The organism is Labrys monachus (genome assembly GCF_030814655.1).
Classification (GTDB): Bacteria; Pseudomonadota; Alphaproteobacteria; order Rhizobiales; family Labraceae; genus Labrys; species Labrys monacha.
This window is the reverse complement of sequence record NZ_JAUSVK010000001.1, coordinates 2,805,224-2,822,561: the sequence shown is the minus strand read 5'-3', so window position 1 is coordinate 2,822,561 and position 17,338 is coordinate 2,805,224. Positions and strand designations below refer to the sequence as shown.

The window sequence follows — 17,338 nt, the reverse complement described above, 5'->3', positions numbered from 1 at the left end:
TAAGGGCAAGCCATGCGCAGGCTCGACAATATCGACCTCCGCCTCCTGCGCGTCTTCGTCGCGCTGGTGGAGGCCGGCGGCTTTTCCGGCGCGCAGATCGTGCTCAACCTCTCGCAATCGACCCTCAGCACCCATCTGGCCGAGATGGAGCAGCGCATCGGCGGCCAGCTCTGCGTGCGCGGGCGCAAGGCCTTCCGGCTGACCGATCTCGGCCAGGCGACCTATGACGCCGCGCTGAAGCTCTTCGCCGACATCGAGGATTTCCGCTACCGCGTCGCGGCCGTGAACGGTCGCCTCACCGGCCGGCTGCGGCTCGGCATCGTCGACGGCGTCGTCACCAGCCGGCAGCTCGGACTGCAGCATGCGATGGCGCGCATGCTGCAGTCCGATTTCGACGTGATGATCGACCTCAGCCAGGCGACGCCGCTCGAGCTCGAACAGGCCGTGGCCGAGGGCGGGCGGGACGTCGTCATCGGCCCGTTCTCGCAGCAGGCGCCCGGCGTCGTCTACAAGCCGGTCTATCGCGAGCCCAACTGCCTCTATTGCGGCCGCGACCATCCGCTCTTCGCCGTTTCCGACGGCACCATCAGCCGGGCCCAGATCGAGGCCGCCCGCCTCTCGGTGCGCGGCTATCGCCATCTCGACGATCTCTACCGCATCGGGCACCCCAAGGCGGCGGCTTCGGTGCTGCAGATGGAGGCGCAGGCCATGCTCGTCCTGTCCGGCCACTTCATCGGCTTCCTGCCGAGCCATCTCGCCGAGCCCTGGGTGGCGGATGGACAGATGCGGGCCGTCCAGCGCGACAAATATGCCTTCTACTCTCAGCATTACGTCGCCTTCCGCAGCGCGGAAGCGGAAAGGCCGATCATCCGCGCCTTCATCGCGGCACTGGAGGACCATCTACGCAGCGTTTCCGAGGCCTGACCGCCGGCCGCGCCCGCCTTCCGGCGGCGACGGCTCGCGGTCGGCGCCGACATCAGCTTCCCGCCGGCATCGCCCGCGCCAGCGGGGCGCCCTGCCCGGCCCAATAGGCGCCATATCCCGGCTCGCCCGCTGCCTTGGCGGCAGCGTTGAGCGCCTGGCGATCAGGCCGTCTCCGGCAGGAAGGCGACGAACTCGCCCTCGAAACGTCCGGCGACGGCCTCGCCATAGGTGAGGATCGCTCGCGCCTCGATGCGCGCCCGTTTGTGCCGGGCGAGCGTCTTGACGAAGCGCGGCCATCCCGACGGGTCGGAAAGCGAGGAGGTCGCAGTGAAGGCGCCGGAGATGGGCCGATCGTAGTCCATCCGGTTCGACTGGATCACCAGGCGGCTGGGAAGCCCGTCGGCCGTCAGGCGAAGGTGGAGAAGAGACCATGCCGCCAGGATCGCGACCGCCGATGCGCTGCCGCCGAACACCGTGCTTCGATGGTTGATGTTCGGCTCCAGAGGGGCGCCCAGCACCACGGCGTCGGTGGACGCCGCGACGACAGACACCTGCATGGCTGCCGACAACGGGATGTGGGCGTGCAGATAGGCCGTCAGGGCGCGCGACTGGTCGTTCTCCATCGGACATTCATCCCCGGATCCGCGTGAGCAGCAGGCGTGGATAGCGTGAGGGCGCCCTGTTCACAAAGCAATTCCGCCCGTCATCGCTGCGATCTCGAAAGCCGCTGCCCTCCCATGGCCTCCGTCTAGAGCCGCTTCTGCAGGCCGTCGGCGAGGGCGTGCAGGATCATGCGGCAGGAGGCGGCGCCGGCGTCGTAGAAGCCGCGCGAGCGCTCGCCGAGGCGGCTGGCGCGGCCGATCTTCGCCACCAGGCCCTTGGTCGATTCGAAGCCGCGGTCGGCGCCGTCCTTCAGGGCATCGAGGCAGGCGGCGAAATCCTCGCCCCGCGCCACGGCATCGTCATAGGCGGTGATGGCGGGGATGAGCACGTCGACCAGCGACTTGTCGCCGACCTTGGCCTCGCCGAGGTCGATGACGGCATCGATGCCCTTGTGCAGCATCTGGCCGAAGCCGGCGCGGTCGATGCTGGTCCTGCCGCGCAGATAGGTCGACATGTCGAGGAAGAAGCTGCCATAGAGCGGCCCCATCGAGCCGCCGATCTCGTCGAGCAGCGTCTCCGCCAGCGTGGCGAAGCCCTCGCCGAGAGGCTGCGGCGCGGCGGCGAGCTTCTGCCCGGTGATGCGGAAGCCCTTGCCCATGTTGACGCCGTGATCGCCGTCGCCGGTGGCGCCGTCGAGCTCGCTGAGATAGGCCGCATTGCCCACGATGACGGCGACGATGTCGCCGAGGATCGGGCCGGCTGCGTTCAGATCGACGCTCTGCGCCATCATTCGTCTCCCGTCACGGTGAAGCCGATCGAGCGCGCGGGTGCGCCGATCAGGCGATCGAGTTCCGGATCGAGGCGCGTGACCGTGACGGACGCCCCCATCATCTCGAGCGAGGTGAAGTAATTGCCGACGAAGCGCCGGCGGACCCGGATGCCTTGCGCGGCGAGGATCTCCGCGACATGCGCGTAGAGGATGTAGAGCTCCATCAGCGGCGTGGCGCCGAGCCCGGAGATCAGCACGGCGACGTCGTCGCCGCGGCCGAAAGGCAGGTCCGGCACGATGGTGTCGAGCATCAGCGCCGCCATGTCCCGCGCCGATTTCGTCGGCATCACCGCGATGCCGGGCTCGCCGTGATGGCCGATGCCGACCTCCATCTCACCATCCTTGATGGTGAAATTCGGCTTGCCGGCAGCGGGGATGGTGCAGGCCGACAGGCCGATGCCGACGCTTCTTGTGTTCTCGATGGTCTTGCGCGCCACGGCGATCACCGCGTCGAGGTCGGCGCCCTCGGCGGCCAGCGCCGCCGCCGTCTTCCACATCAGGATCTCGCCGGCGACGCCGCGGCGCTTGTCGCGCTCGCTCGCCGGCGCGGAGGCGGCGTCGTCATTGGCGACGACGGTCTTGACGGTGAGGCCCTCGCGGTCGGCGAGCTTCACCGCCATCTTCACGTTCATGTTATCGCCGGCATAATTGCCGTAGAGGCAGGCGACGCCGCGCCCGCCATCGGCGGCCTTGAAGGCGTGCTGGAAGGCGCGCGCCGTCGGCGAGGCGAACACCTCGCCCATCGCCACCGCGTCGAGCAGGCCGGGGCCGACATAGCCGACGAAGGCCGGCTCGTGGCCGGAGCCGCCGCCGGTGACGATGCCGACGCGGCCATGCCGCGGCACGCCGACGGCCCGCATGACGCGGGGGTGGCCGGTCTTGGCGAGCAGGTCGGCGTGGGCGGCGGTAATGCCCGCCAGGGCGTCCTCGACGACCTCGTCGGGATCGTTGATGATCCGGTTCATGGACCTCTTCCTGTCTATTGGATCGTATAGCCGCCGTCGATCGCGAGATCGGCGCCGTTGATCATCGCCGCCGCGGGGCTGGCGAGGTAGGCGGCCGCGAGCGCGATCTCTTCGGGCTGCGCGAAGCGGCGGGTCGGGATCAGCTTCTTCATCGCTTCGCCCACCTCGCCGGCCCAGGCCTTGCGGCCGAGTTCGGTCTCGACCACGGTGGGACTGATGGCGTTGACGGTGATGCCGCGCGGCCCCCATTCCAGCGCCAGCACCTTGGTCATGCCGACGATCGCCGCCTTGCTGGTGCAATAGGCGACATGCGACTGCAGCGCGACCGCGGCAGCCTGGGAGGCGAGGTTGATGATCCGTCCCGAGCCGCGCTGCAGCATATGCGCCCCGGCCGCCTGCGAGAACAGGAAGGGGGCGGTGACGTTGATCGCCATGGTGACGTCCCAGTCCTCCCGGGTCGCCTCCTCGGCCGGCGCCAGCCGCGCCACGCCGGCATTGTTGACGAGGATGTCGATGGCGCCGAAGCGGGCGGCGATGTCGTCGACCGTCCGCTTCGGAGCGCCGTCGCGGGTAACGTCGACCTCGATGCCGACATGGCCTTCGCCGAGGCTGCCCGCGGCCGCCACGACGACAGGGTCACGGTCGACGAGGGCGAGGCGGGCGCCCCGCTCGGCGAACATGCGCGCGATGGCCAGGCCGATGCCGCTCGCCCCGCCGGTGACGATCGCCGTCTTGCCTTTCAGGGAAAAGGCGGTCTCGAAGGTAAATGGGTCAGCCAAGAGTATGTCCTCTGCTCGATAGGTCGGGGATGCGGCGGTTCAGCAATCCACCACCGTCAGGTTGACGCGCTGTTCGCGCAGGCGGTCGCAGTCGCGCTCCGGAAGGCCGTTGTCGGTGATGACGACGTCGAAGGCGTCGAGGCCGGCAAGGCGGTTCAGGGCGGTCACGCCGAATTTGCTGCTGTCGACCATCAGCACCTTGGTGTGGGCGATGTTCATCAAGGCGCGCTTGATCTTCAGGACCTCCTCGTCCTGGTGATAGGTGACGCCGTTGAAGACGGCCGAGGTCGACATGAACAGGATGTTGGCCCTCAGCGACGAGATGGCGTTCTCGCACAGGAGGCCGAAAAAGGCGTTGAGCCTCGGATTATGCGTGCCGCCGAGGCCGATGAGCTGGATGCCGTGGGCCTCCTTCAGCCTGTCGATCATGGCGATGCCGTTGGTGATCACGGTGAGCGGCGTCACGCTCGACAGATGCGGGGCGATGTAGAGGGTGGTGGTGGACTCGTCGAGGATGACCGACTGGCCCGGCTGCACCAGCGCTGCTCCGGCCCGGGCGATCGCCGTCTTCTGCCGTTCCGCCAGATGGGCGCGATAGGAAAAGCTGCTCTCCACGGAATTGGATTCGTGCAGCGTCACCCCGCCATGCTGCTTGCGCACCATGCCGAGCTCGGTGAGGGCGTCGAGATCGCGATGGATGGTCATCCGGCTGACGCTGAAGCGCGAGGCGAGTTCCTCGACCTGGGCGGAGCCGGACCGGATGATCTGCTCCAGGATGAGCTTGCGCCGGTTCTCGATCGCGCGCCCGCTCCGGCTCTGGTCGACCGGATGCACCTGCCGCTCCTGCATTTCCAAAGTGCCTTTCGGAAAGGGCGTCTTGCACCTGTGCCCAACCAGCGATCTTAAGCGTGGGACCGGCGAGGAAACAACGATGTTGCGGTGTGAACATCACCGGTGGGACGCAAGCCTCGGCCGTCATTCCGGCTGAAGCGAAGCGGAAGGCCGGAACCCATAACCGTAACTTTGCCAAGCTGGTGCTTATGGGTTCCGGGCTCGCCCTGCGGGCGCCCCGGAATGACGCGTTCGAGCGCTCGTTCCGCACGCATCTCATTCCAGAGTTCCATCGGGCGCAACCGTCCTGCCCGATGGAGATCGCAATCCTGCCCTACTGGTTGGCGTAGTCGCCGGACTTCAGGTTCGCCTTGATGAGGTCGGGCAGGCCGGCCACGAACTTGTCGGCATTGGTGAAGAGCTGGTCGTAGAACTTCTCGACATTCGCCTTGGTGATGCCCGGCATCTGCAGCATCGCTTCCTTCGGAACCGGCTTGCCATTGATGTGGTCGATCGCCACCTGCACCGCCATGCCGAGCTCGAGGGCACCGTTCTGCAGATTGGTCTGGATCATGTCGCCGGAGCGGATCGCCCTGAGGCCGTCCTTGATGGCGTCGACGCCGGAGACCGGGATCTTGCCGTTGAGGCCCTTCTCCTTCAGCGCCTGGATCGAGCCGATCGCCATGTCGTCGTTCTCGGAGATCAGGCCGTTGATCTGGTCGCCGTAGCGCGACAGCCAGTCCTGCATCAGCTTGTAGGCCTGGGTGCGGTCCCAGTTCGCCGGCTGCATGGCGAGGACCTTGATGCCGGGATTCTTGGCGAGCACGTTCTGAATGCCCTTGGTGCGGTCGATGGCGCCGGACTGGCCGACCGGGCCCTGCATCACCACGACATTGCCCTTGCCCTTGAGGGCGTCGACGACCGCCTGGGCCTCCTGCTCACCGGCGCCGACATCGTTGGGGCCGACATAGGAGACGAGCTTGGCGGCTTCCGGGCCGCTGATGCTCAGATTGGTGGCGATGACCGGAATGCCGGCCTTGGTGGCCTGATCGATCTGCGGGCCGAGCGTCGAGGAATTGACGGCGGCGATGATGATGACGTCGACCTTCTGGTTGATGAACTGCTGGATCTGCGAGATCTGGGCGTTCACGTCGCCATGGGCGCTCTGCCAGAGCAGCGTGCCGTTGTTGGCGTCGGTGATCGCCTGCGCGCCCTGCTTGCCCCAGGCGATGAAGGACGTCATGTCGTAGACCGTGAAGCCGATCACGGGCTTGGCCTTGTCGGCCAGGGCCGGGCCGGCGAACAGCATGGCCGCGCCGGCGAGCAAGACCGCCCTGCGGGCAAGGCGCTTGGTGAAAGTCATTGAGATCCTCCATTGAGCTATGGTTGCTGCGGAAGACGATGCTCAGTCGTCTTTCCGGTTCAGGGTGGAGTCGATGAACACCGCTCCGATGATGATCACGCCCTTGATGATGAGCTGGTAGAAGGGCGAAACGTTCAGGATGTTCAGGCCGTTATCGAGCACGCCGATGATCATGAAGCCGAACACCGTGCCGAAGATGCTGCCGCGCCCGCCCATCAGGCTGATGCCGCCGATCACCGCCGCCGCGATGGCGTTGAGCTCGTAGCCGGTGCCGGTGGTGGCGATGCCGGCGGTGGCGCGCGAGGCGAGGACGACGCCGGCGAGACCGGCGAGCAGGCCGCTGATCGTGTAGACCAGGACCAGGATGGCGCGCAGGTTGACGCCGGCGACGCGCGCCGCCTGCGGGTTGCCGCCGGCCGCATAGATGTGAAGGCCGACCCGCGTCCGCGACAGGTGCAGCCACGATACGATCACGGCGAGCACCATCAGGATGACGGGAATCGGGAAGCCGTAGAGCTGGTCGCTCACCGCCAGGAAGGCATCCGACAGGCCGGAGATCGGCTGGCCGTCGCTGAGCACATAGGCGATGCCGAGCGCGATGGTCATGGTGCCCAATGTCGCGACGAAGGCGGGCACGCGGGCGACGGCGACGAGGAGGCCGTTGAGGAGGCCGATGGCGCCGCCCGCCAGCACGCCGGTCGCCACCGCAGCGACGGTCCAGGGCACGCCGTCGCGCTGGGCGACCATGGCGGCGGCGACGCCGGACATGCCGACCACGCTGCCGACGGACAGGTCGATGCCGCCGGTCAGGATGACATAGGTGGCGCCCGTCGCGAGCAGCGCGTTGGTCGAGACCTGCAGCAGGACGACGTTGAAGTTGGAGAGCGTGAAGAAGCTCGCATTCGACAGGCCCAGCACGATCACGAAGACGAACAGCACCAAGACGAGCGCATAGCGAAGGAGGATCTCCTTCACCTCGAAGCGGCGCTTCGCCGGGGCGGCGGATGCAAGATCGGTGGAGGATATGCCGGCTTGTTCAGGCTGCATCTTTGGTCTTTCCCATTGCCAGACGCAGGATGCTTTCCTGGTTGACGTCTTCGCGTGACAGCTCCCCGGCGATCGCGCCTGCGCGCATGACGAGGATGCGATGGCTGAGATTGATGAGTTCGGGCATGTCCGAGGAGGCGAGGAGGATGGCGACGCCCTGCTCGGCCAGGTCGTGGATCAGGCGGTAGATCTCGCTGCGGGCGCCGACATCGATGCCGCGTGTCGGCTCGTCGAGGATGAGGAGGCGCGGCGTGTCGGTCACCAGCCAGCGCGCGAGCGCGATCTTCTGCTGGTTGCCGCCGCTCAAATGCGCCACCGTCTGGCCGAGCCGCGCATATTTGACCCGCGTGCGCTTGAGGACATCGAGCGTCTTCCGGCGCCGCTCGGTGTTGTCGACGAAGCCGCCGGCGCCCGCGAAGGCGCCCAGATGCGGCAGCGTGACGTTGTCGAGGATCGAAAGCGAGGTCAGCACGCCGGAGATCTTGCGGTCCTCGGGCACGAAGGCGATGCCCTGGCGGATCGCCGCCGCGGGCGTCGAGAGGGCAAGCGGCTTGCCCTCGATCAGCACGGTGCCCTCCGCCCGGCGCAGGCCGTAGATTCCCTCCAGCAATTCGCTGCGGCCGGCGCCGACGAGACCGCCGAGGCCGAGGATCTCGCCGGCATGGACGGTGAACGAGGTCCGCGCGCCATAGCCCGCAACCTTGAAGTCGCGCACTTCCAGCACCGGCCTGCCGCCCTCGGCGACGGCGCGGTCGGGGAACATGTCCTCGATGTTGCGGCCGACCATGGCGGTGATGATCTGGCGCTCGGTCCAGGCGGCGGTCGGCTCATGGCGGATGATGGCGCCGTCCCGCATCACCGCGACGGTGTCGGAGATCTGCTCGATCTCCTCCATGCGGTGGCTGGTATAGAGGATGCAGGCGCCGCGCGAGCGCAGCAGACGGATCACCCGGAAGAGCTGCTCGGTCTCGCGGGAACTCAGCGAGGAGCTCGGCTCGTCCATCAGCACGATGTTGGAATCGCGCGAGGTCGCCTTGATGATCTCGATCATCTGCGTGGCCGCGACGCCGAGCCGCCGCATGGTGCTTTCCGGATCGATGTCGAGGCCGAATTCCTGCAGCAGGCGGCGCGATTCCGCCACCATCTCGCGCCGGCGCAGGAAGCCGAGGGTGAACGTCCTCTCGCGGCCGACGAGGAGGTTCTGCCAGACCTTCATGTCCGGGATCGGCAGCAGTTCCTGGGGAATGATCGAGATGCCGCGCTGGCGGGCGTAGCGCGGATCGAAGGTGTGGACCGGCGCGCCGTTGACGGTGAGGACGCCGCGGTCGGGCGCGATCTGGCCCGAGATGATCTTGAACAGCGTCGACTTGCCGGCCCCGTTCTCGCCGGCGAGCATGTTCACCGTTCCCGGCATGAACGTCGCCGTGATGTCGCGCAGCACGGGAATACCGTCGAAAGCCTTGGAGATGCCGCCGACCGAGAGGGCCGGCCCCGATGGCGCGCCCGAAGCGGCACCGTTGGAAGGATTGCCCTGCGGATCGGCTGGTCGATCGCTCATGTAACGTTTCCCGCGCCGCTCATGCCGTCTCGTGCGACATTGTTGCGTCAGATTGTGAGATGTAACATTTCTGAGGACAATCGTAACATTCATATGTTACACGTCAAGCCGAATTGCGACGTTCCTGTGTGACCGTCGCCTGCCACCTCACGGCCCCAAGAGCCGCGCGCAGACAGGAATTTGGAGGAAGGCCGATGCTGCTGGGTCTGGATTGTGGGTCGACCGCGATCAAGGCAGCCCTTTTCGATGAAACGGGACGCACCGTGGGAATCGCCGGCCACCGCACGGCACCCGTCCATCCGGCGCCTGGTTTCGTCGAGCAGGATCCCGATCTGCTGTGGAAGACCGCCGCTTCGGCGATCCGGGACGTCCTGGCGCGGACCGGCATCGATGCCGCAGCGATCGCCGGCATCGGCGTGACCGGGCATGGCGACGGCGTCTATCTCGCCGACCGCCACGGCCGGGCTCTCGGCAACGGCATCCAGTCGGTCGACAGCCGGGCCCATGCCGTCACCGCCGCGTGGCGGGAAGCCGGCATCCTCGACGAGGCCGAGCGCCTCACCGCCCAGCGTCCCTATCCCTATGCCGCCACAACCCTGCTCGCCTGGATCAAACAATATCAACCCGAGCGCTATCATCACATTTCTCATGTGATGTTTTGCAAGGATTGGTTGCGCTTCCGTCTTGCCGGCGTGTTCGCAACCGACCCGACCGACGCCAGCACCGCCTTCACGGAGCCCCACCGCCAGGGTTACGATACCGCCATCCTGTCGCTGTTCGGGCTGGACGCGCTGCAGGCGGCGCTGCCGCCCGTGCTCCCCAGCGCCGGATGCATCGGCAGGGTGACCGAAGAGGCGGCCCAAGCGACAGGCCTTCTCGCCGGCACGCCGGTTTCCGGCGGCATGCACGACGTGACCGCCAGCGCCGTCGGGCTCGGCAATCTCGAACCGGGCAGCCTCTCGATCACCGCGGGCACCTTCAGCATCAACGAGACGCTGTCCGACCGGTTGGTGGTCGATCCGCGCTGGGCCGCGCGCGCCGGCCTCCGGCCGGGCCAGTGGATGAACATGTCGATCTCCCCGGCCTCGTCCAACAATGTCGACTGGTTCCTGGCGCAGGCCTATCGGGCCGAGATCGCCCTCGCAGCCCAGGGCGGGCCGCCGCTCTGGTCCCAGATCGAAGCCGATCTCGCCGAGCCGCCGCGCCCCGACGCCCCCATCTTCCATCCCTTCCTCTATGGCTCGCCCTACAGCGAGCCCGCGAGCGCCAGCTTCCTCGGCCTGCGCTCCTGGCATACGCGCGCCGACATGCTGAAGGCGGTGATCGAGGGCGCGGTCTTCAACCACCGCCACCACGCCGACGCCCTGGCCTCCGCCTTCCCGCTGGAGCGCGCCGGCATCACCGGCGGCGGCTCCTCGGCGCCGCGCACGGCGCAGTTCTTCGCCGATGCGCTGGGCATGCCGGTCGAGATCCCCGAGGCGACGGAGATCGGCGCCCTCGGCGTCGCCCTCGTCGCCGGCGTCGGCATCGGCCTCTACGAGTCGCTGGAGGATGCGACGGGCCGGGCCTGCCGCGTCACCGGGCGTTACGCACCGGATCCCGCCCGGCATGCGGAGCTGAACCGGCGCTTCCGGCGCTACCAGGCGCTCGCCGACGCGGTGCGCCCGTTCTGGACCGCTCCCGCGGCGGCCGATTGACGGCGCGACGATGATATCAGGGCTTTTTCCATGACCGAATCCAAACTTCCCGGAAGCCGTGCGGCGACCTTTCGCGGCCTCGAAGCCGATCCGCAGGTCTCCGTCCTGATCATCGGGGCGGGCATCAACGGCGCCGGCGTGTTCCGGGACCTGGCGATGCAGGGCATCGACTGCCTGCTGGTCGACAAGGGCGACTGGTGCGCCGGCACGAGCGCTGCGCCGTCGCGCCTCATCCATGGCGGCCTCAAATATCTGGAGACCGGCGAGTTCCGGCTCGTCGCCGAATCCACCCGCGAGCGCAATCTCCTGCTGCGCAACGCCCCGCATCTCGTCAAGGCCCTGCCGACGGTGGTGCCGATCCACTCCTATTGGGGCGGGATCTGGCCGTCGGTCCTGCGCTTCTTCGGCCGCAAGGCCAAGCTCGCCGACCGCGGCCTGTTCATCGTCGAGGTCGGACTGGCGCTGTATGACTGGCTGGGGCGCAAGCATCGGGTCATGCCGCGCCACCGCATGGCCCTGCGCGGCCGGGCGCTGCGGCATTTTCCCCGCATGACTCCCTCGGTGGTGGCGACGTCGACCTACTACGACGCCCGGGTCACCCAGGCCGAACGGCTCTGCTACGAGCTGGTGGCGGACGGCGAGGCCGCCCATGCCGGGGCCCGCGCCCTCAACCATGCCGCCGTCACCGGCCTGGCGGACGGCCGGGTGCTCGTCACCGACGGGGTCGGCGGCAAGACCTTCGCCGTCGCGCCGCAGGTGGTCATCAACGCCGCCGGGCCGTGGATCGACAAGGTCAATCATGCGGTCGGCCTGAACAGGACCTATATCGGCGGCACCAAGGGTTCCCATATCGTGGTGGACAATCCCGAGCTGGTGCGCCAGCTCGACGGCCACATGATCTATTTCGGCTCGTCGGACGGCCGCATCTGCCTCGTCTATCCCTTCTTCGGCCGGGCGCTGATCGGCTCGACCGACATCAAGGCCGACAACCCCGATTCGGTCGTCTGCGACGATGCGGAAGCCGCCTATATGCTGGGCATGGTGCGCGAGGTCTTTCCGGACCTCGCCATCACGCCCGACCAGATCATCTACCGCTATGCCGGCATCCGCCCTTTGCCTGCCGCCCAGGTCGACGATCCCGGTGAGATCAGCCGCGACCATTCGCTCGGCCGCGACACCCTACCCGGCAGTGCCGTGCCGGTGCTGTCGATGATCGGCGGCAAATGGACGACATTCCGCGCCTTCTCGGCGGAAACAGCCGACATCGTGCTCGGCCTGCTCGGCCGCACGCGCCGGCGCGACACCCTGCTCGAGCCGATCGGCGGCGGCCGCGGCTATCCGGCCACGCCCGAGGCGCGCCGCGCCTGGATCGAGCGGATCGCCGCGCGATTCGGCATCGATGCGTCCCGCGCCGAAGCCCTGCTGGACCGCTACGGCACGGCGGCGGAACGCGTGCTCGCCGTCGGCGGCGTCTCGCCCGACCGCATGCTGGCGAGCCTGCCGGACTACGGTGCCGCCGAAATCCGCGCGCTGGTCGCGGGCGAACACGTCGTCGATCTCGACGACCTGATTTTCCGCCGCACATCCATTGCCTTTTCCGGCCAGCTCACGACATCGGCCATCGAGGAGCTCGCCGGCATCTGCGCCGAGGTCCTGGGCTGGAGCGACGGGGAAACGGACAGGCAGATCGCACGGGTCCGCGCGATCGCGGCCGAGCGCCACGGCGTCAGGCTTTCACCGCCGGCCATGGCGGGCTAAGGAACGACCGATACGGAATGAAGCCGAGGGCCCGGATCGTTCCGGACCCTGACACAACTACAACGCATAACCGACGGAGAACCAGACATGAAGATCGCCCTTGGAGCCGACGGCGCCGGCAAGCCCCTGCTCGACGTGATCGCCGCCCATTTGAAGAACCGCGCCGACGTCACCGTCGAGGACCTGAGCGTCACCGGCTTCTATGCCGATGTCGCCGACCGCGTCGCCACCGCCGTCGCCGCCGGCGAGCATGAGCGCGCCATCCTGTTCTGCGGCACCGGCATCGGCGTCGCCATGTCCGCCAACAAGGTGCCGGGCATCCGCGCCGCACAGACGCACGACACCTATTCGGCCGAGCGCGCCGCCAAGTCCAACAACGCCCAGATCATCACCATGGGCGCGCGCGTCGTCGGCCCCGAGCTCGCCAAGGCGATCGTCGACACGTTCCTCGCCTCGGATTTCGATCCGCAGGGCGCTTCCGCGGCCAATGTGCACGCGGTCAACAAGCTCGACGAGAAATACGGCAAGCAGGGCTGAATCGAGAGATCCGCTCTCGCCCCAGGAGAAGCGACGTCTGACGGCGCCGCTTCTCCCGCCCGAATGCATGCTGCACCAAACGATCATACATCGACAGGCAAGACCCGCTGCCCGGCAGCCCCCTATCCTCCGCTCCTGACAGCCGCCGGTGCCAAACCCGCCGACCGCGGCGCTCCAAAGCGGACAGGCATTGCGATCGATGGGATTCAAGATTTCGGTTGATACCGGCGGCACCTTCACCGACGTCGTGGTGAGCGACCGCAGCGGCACGTTCACCATCGGCAAGGCGCTGACCACGCCGGCCCGCATCTTCGACGGCATGCGTGACGCGATCGCGGCCGCGGCGGACCAGATCGGGCTCTCCTTCGCCCAGCTGGTCGCCGAGACCGACCTGCTGATCTACGGCACCACGCGCGCGACCAACGCCATCGTCACCAAGACCGCGGCCAAGACCGCGTTTCTCACGACGCGCGGCTTCCCCGACACTCTGGTGCTCAAGGAAGGCGGCAAGTTCCGGCCTCACGATTTCAGCCGGGACTATCCCGAACCCTACATCCCCCGGCGCTACGTCTATGAGATCGACGAACGCGTCAACGCCGCCGGCATCGTCGTGCGCGAGCTCGACCGCGCGCAGGTGCAGAGCACCCTCGCCGAGATCGCGACGCGGGGCTTCGAGGCCGTGGCCGTCTGCCTTCTGTGGTCGGTCCTGAACCCCGCCCATGAGGAGGCCGTCGGGACGCTGTTCGAGGAAGTGCTGCCCGGCGTGCCCTACAGCCTGTCGTCTCGCCTCGTGCCGATCATGCGCGAATATCGCCGCGCTTCGGCCACCGCCATCGATGCCTCGCTGAAGCCGCTCATGCAGCGCCATCTGCGCGAACTCGAAGCAGACCTGCAGGCGGCGGGCTATCGCGGCAATATCTTCGTGTCGACGGCGGCGGGCGGATGCAACAGCATCGAAGCCCTGGTCGAGCGCCCGATCTTCACCATCGGCTCGGGCCCCGCGATGGCGCCGATCGCCGGCATCACCTATTCGCGCCTGGAGAATCTGGGCGAGAACGTCATCATCTGCGACACCGGCGGCACCACCTTCGACGTCGGCGTGGTGCGCGACGGCGCGCTCACCTTCAACCGCGACACCTGGCTCGGGCCCCGCTATACCGGTGACCTGCTCGGCATCGCGGCCGTCGACATGCGCTCGGTCGGCGCCGGCGGCGGCTCCATCGCCTGGATCGACGATGGCGGCCTCATGCATGTCGGTCCGCAATCGGCAGGTGCCGTGCCGGGCCCGGCCTGCTACGGGCGCGGCGGCACCTTGCCGACCGTCTCGGATGCGGCCGCGGTCCTCGGCTATTTCGACCCGGACTATTTCCTCGGCGGGCGCATGGTGCTCGACGTGGCGGCGGCCCGTGCCGCGATGGCGGGCCTTGCCACCACTCTCGGCCTCACGATCGAGGAAACCGCCTGGCGCATCCTGACGCTGGCCGGCGATCTGATGATGCGGGCGGTGGCCGACGTCACCATCAACGAGGGCATCAATCCGCGCGAAAGCACCATCGTGGCCGGCGGCGGAGCGGCCGGCATGAACATCATGCTCATCGCCAAGGAACTCGGCTGCGACCATGTGGTGCTGCCGAAGACCGCCTCGGCGCTCTCCGCCGCCGGCATGCAATATGCCGACATCGTGGCGGAGGAGGTCGGCAGCCTCTATTGCCTGTCGAACCGCTTCGACTTCGCCAGGGTGAACGCCCTCCTCGATACGCTCGAGGCCCGCGTGCTCGCCATGCGCGACAAGCTGCCCGATCAGACCGGTCCCGTCACGCTCGAATTCTACGGCGAGGCCCGCTACCAGGCCCAGGTCTGGGAACTCGACACGCCCTTCCCCGATACGCCCCTGCCCTCGCGACGCTTCGCAGGCCAGGCGGAACTCGATGCCTATGTCGGCAATTTCCACGATCTGCACGAGCGCATCTTCGCCGTGAAGGACCTGGGAAGCGCGGTCGAGACCGTCAGCTGGAAGGTGCGCCTGACCGTCAAGCTCGACGCGCCGGCAACCCGCCTCGAAACGCCGGTCGAGGGCGCCTCCCCGAGCGTATCCGGCCACCGCCTGTGTTTCTTCGGCGGTGCCGAGCCCGTGCGGACGCCCATCTACAAGGCGGCGGATATTCGCCCCGGCCACACCATCACGGGTCCCGCCGTGGTCGAGGAACCCACGACCACCCTCGTGGTCTACCCGGACATGTCGGCGCATGTGAGCGCCGCCGGCCACTATCGGCTGAACATCCAATGAGGCGCGACACCATGGCGACCCCGACCCAGGCGGAAGACTTCGATCCCTATATGACGGCCATCCTCGCCAACCGGGTGGACGGCATCATCCGGGAGATGACGAACACGCTGCTGCGCGCCGCCCGATCGGGCGTCATCAACAGCGCGCGCGACTTCAGCTGCTCGATCTGCACCGGCGACAACCAGCTGCTCGCCTCGGCCGAGGGCCTGCCGATCCACATCTTCGGCAGCCACATGCAGGCCCGCACGATGACCGAGAATGCGGGGGCGGACCTGCGCGAGGGCGATTGCTACCTGCACAACGATCCCTATTCCGGCAACAGCCATGCGGGCGACCACACCTTCCTGGTGCCGGTGTTCATCGACGGCGAACATTTGTTCACGACGGTCGCCAAGGCGCATCAGGCCGACATCGGCAATGCCCTTCCCACCACCTACATGGCCGGCGCCCGCGACCAGTACGAAGAAGGAGCGCTGATCTTTCCCGCCGTCAAGATCCAGTCGAACTACACGATGGTCGAGGACGTGGTGCGCATGTGCCGCTCGCGCATCCGCGTCCCCGACCAGTGGTACGGCGACTTCCTGGCCGGCATCGGTTCGGCCCGCATCGGCGAGCGCCGTCTGAAGGAGCTGTGCGCCAAATACGGCAAGGCCACCATCAAGGCCTTCATCAAGCATTGGATGCATTATGCCGAGCAGCGCATGGTCGCCGCCATCAAGACCCTGCCGGCCGTGACCCTGACCAATACGGGGAACCACGACCCCTTCGGGACCCTGCTGCCCGACGGCATTCCGCTGAAGGCCAGCATCACCATCGATCCCGGCGACGGCTATATCGACGTGGATCTCACCGAGAACCCCGACAATGTCGCCTGCGGCTTCAACCAGAGCGAAGCCTGCGCCGGCGCCTCGGTGATGGCCGGCATCTTCAACTCGATCGACGCGGACGTCCCGCGCAATTCGGGTTCGTTCAGCCGCATCCGCATCCATATCCGCCAGGGCTCGGTCTGCGGCGGGCCGGAATTCCCCGCGAGCTGCTCGCTGGCCACCACCAATGTCTCGGACCGGATGGTCAACCTCGTCCAGGCGGCCTTCGCGCAGATCGGCGAGGGCTGGGGCTTGGCGGAAGGCGGCATCGGCATGGGAGCGGGCTGCGCCGTCGTCTCGGGTCGCGACCCGCGGCTCAACGGCAGCCCTTTCGTCAATCAATTGTTCCTGACCAACTCCGGCGGACCGGCGAGCGCGGTTGCGGATGGCTGGGTCACCTATGGCCTGCCGGTCGCAGCCGGGCTGATGTATCGCGATTCCGTCGAGATCGACGAACTCAAGCATCCCATGGAGGTGCAGTATCTGCGGCTCATACCCGGCACGGGCGGCGCGGGCCGCTTCCGCGGCGCCCCTTCGATGGAGGTGAGCTATGTGGCGCGCTGCCCGCGGATGGAGGTGATCTGGCCCTGCGACGGTACCCATTTTCCGCCCGAGGGCGCGCGGGGCGGCCAGGCGGGCGCCCGGGCCGAGCATCGTCTGCTGCGTGCCGACGGAACCGCCGAGCCGCTCCCCAACATCGTCGTCCTCGCGCTCGCCGAGGGCGAGACGGTGGAAGGGCGGCACACCGGCGGCGGCGGCTACGGCAATCCTCTCGAGCGGGATCCCAGGCGCGTTCTGCACGACGTCCTCGAAGGTTGGGAAACGCCCGAGCGTGCCCGCGACGTCTACGGCGTCTGTCTCACGGGCCTGCGGGAAGACGACAGCCTCGCAATCGATGCCGAGGAAACCGGGCGGCTGCGGGGCAGGACGCCCTGAGAAGGGGGCGGACGCCCCCTCCCCCGCGGAGCGGCAGGCGACGGGGAGCCGCCTCGATCGGCGCCGGACATCAAGGAAGTCTCTCCGGCATGCGCTGCAGCCCTTCGCCGAAAGGGCGGCGACTGACGGATCGTTCCGATACCCGCAATCAGGATCCGCTTGCCGCCCCTCGGAACACGAAGGCAGGCATTGCGGCCTGCCGAACCGGCGAAGGACGCCAAGCGCCTTCCCGCCCCCTGATCGACAGGTTTGCCGGCTATCTTGTCTCTTTGCCGGCGTGGCGCTTCATGACCTGAGTGGCCGGCCGCGGCATCCGCAGCCGCATGCGACAATCACCGACACCGACCGGACGGTCGGA

General features: G+C 67.7%; 15 protein-coding genes. 7 read left to right on the top strand and 8 right to left on the bottom strand.

The annotated features are described in order from the left end of the window. The first annotated feature begins 12 nt into the window (after positions 1-12). Positions 13-924 carry a LysR family transcriptional regulator gene (locus J3R73_RS12755; protein WP_307427203.1) on the top strand — a complete coding sequence of 304 codons (912 nt, stop codon included), beginning with the start codon at positions 13-15 and terminating at the stop codon, positions 922-924. A 161-nt stretch (positions 925-1,085) separates the two neighbouring features. Here the strand turns inward: J3R73_RS12755 and J3R73_RS12750 are convergent, their stop codons facing one another. The 5 genes from J3R73_RS12750 to J3R73_RS12730 form a co-directional block, all read right to left on the bottom strand. Then, positions 1,086-1,547, bottom strand: coding sequence for a YiiD C-terminal domain-containing protein (locus J3R73_RS12750; protein WP_307427200.1), 462 nt, complete (start codon positions 1,545-1,547; stop codon positions 1,086-1,088). Between the two features lie 125 nt (positions 1,548-1,672). Beyond that, positions 1,673-2,314: a dihydroxyacetone kinase subunit DhaL gene (dhaL, locus tag J3R73_RS12745; RefSeq protein ID WP_307427197.1), complete on the bottom strand. Its 642-nt coding sequence runs from the start codon at positions 2,312-2,314 to the stop codon at positions 1,673-1,675. Continuing rightward, positions 2,314-3,321 (bottom strand): dihydroxyacetone kinase subunit DhaK, encoded by a 1,008-nt coding sequence (locus tag J3R73_RS12740; RefSeq protein WP_307427194.1) that lies wholly within the window; start codon positions 3,319-3,321, stop codon positions 2,314-2,316. Before J3R73_RS12740 ends, dhaL begins: the two co-directional genes overlap by 1 nt. A 14-nt stretch (positions 3,322-3,335) precedes the next feature. Continuing rightward, positions 3,336-4,100: a GolD/DthD family dehydrogenase gene (locus J3R73_RS12735; protein ID WP_307427191.1), complete on the bottom strand. Its 765-nt coding sequence runs from the start codon at positions 4,098-4,100 to the stop codon at positions 3,336-3,338. 39 nt (positions 4,101-4,139) lie between these two features. Then, positions 4,140-4,934, bottom strand: a complete 795-nt coding sequence (locus J3R73_RS12730; protein WP_307427189.1) for a DeoR/GlpR family DNA-binding transcription regulator — start codon at positions 4,932-4,934, stop codon at positions 4,140-4,142. A 107-nt stretch (positions 4,935-5,041) separates the two neighbouring features. Between J3R73_RS12730 and J3R73_RS12725 the strand changes: the two genes are divergently transcribed. Then, complete coding sequence (locus J3R73_RS12725) at positions 5,042-5,281, top strand: hypothetical protein (RefSeq protein WP_307427186.1); 240 nt, start codon at positions 5,042-5,044, stop codon at positions 5,279-5,281. Here the strand turns inward: J3R73_RS12725 and J3R73_RS12720 are convergent. Genes J3R73_RS12720 through J3R73_RS12710 form a run of 3 tightly spaced genes read right to left on the bottom strand, consistent with a single transcriptional unit; the run spans position 5,266 to position 8,899 of the window. Continuing rightward, on the bottom strand, positions 5,266-6,294 hold the full coding sequence (locus J3R73_RS12720; protein ID WP_307427183.1) for a substrate-binding domain-containing protein: 1,029 nt from the start codon (positions 6,292-6,294) through the stop codon (positions 5,266-5,268). The genes J3R73_RS12725 and J3R73_RS12720 overlap by 16 nt on opposite strands. Before the next feature lie 42 nt (positions 6,295-6,336). Beyond that, positions 6,337-7,341 carry an ABC transporter permease gene (locus J3R73_RS12715; RefSeq protein ID WP_307427181.1) on the bottom strand — a complete coding sequence of 335 codons (1,005 nt, stop codon included), beginning with the start codon at positions 7,339-7,341 and terminating at the stop codon, positions 6,337-6,339. Then, positions 7,331-8,899: a sugar ABC transporter ATP-binding protein gene (locus J3R73_RS12710; protein WP_307427178.1), complete on the bottom strand. Its 1,569-nt coding sequence runs from the start codon at positions 8,897-8,899 to the stop codon at positions 7,331-7,333. The genes J3R73_RS12715 and J3R73_RS12710 overlap by 11 nt, the downstream gene beginning before the upstream one ends. Positions 8,900-9,093: 194 nt before the next feature. Here J3R73_RS12710 and J3R73_RS12705 point away from each other — a divergent pair, with 194 nt between their 5' ends. The 5 genes from J3R73_RS12705 (at position 9,094) to J3R73_RS12685 (ending at position 16,980) form a co-directional block, all read left to right on the top strand. Beyond that, entirely contained in the window at positions 9,094-10,596 is a 1,503-nt protein-coding gene (locus J3R73_RS12705) for an FGGY-family carbohydrate kinase (protein ID WP_307427175.1), read from the top strand. Between the two features lie 30 nt (positions 10,597-10,626). After that, positions 10,627-12,354 carry a glycerol-3-phosphate dehydrogenase/oxidase gene (locus J3R73_RS12700; RefSeq protein WP_307427172.1) on the top strand — a complete coding sequence of 576 codons (1,728 nt, stop codon included), beginning with the start codon at positions 10,627-10,629 and terminating at the stop codon, positions 12,352-12,354. 87 nt (positions 12,355-12,441) lie between these two features. After that, entirely contained in the window at positions 12,442-12,891 is a 450-nt protein-coding gene (derI, locus tag J3R73_RS12695; protein WP_307427169.1) for a D-erythrulose-4-phosphate isomerase, read from the top strand. Positions 12,892-13,090: 199 nt separating this feature from the next. Further along, positions 13,091-15,178, top strand: coding sequence for a hydantoinase/oxoprolinase family protein (locus J3R73_RS12690; RefSeq protein ID WP_307427166.1), 2,088 nt, complete (start codon positions 13,091-13,093; stop codon positions 15,176-15,178). Positions 15,179-15,189: 11 nt separating this feature from the next. Beyond that, positions 15,190-16,980 carry a hydantoinase B/oxoprolinase family protein gene (locus J3R73_RS12685; RefSeq protein WP_307427164.1) on the top strand — a complete coding sequence of 597 codons (1,791 nt, stop codon included), beginning with the start codon at positions 15,190-15,192 and terminating at the stop codon, positions 16,978-16,980. Positions 16,981-17,338: the final 358 nt, after the last annotated feature.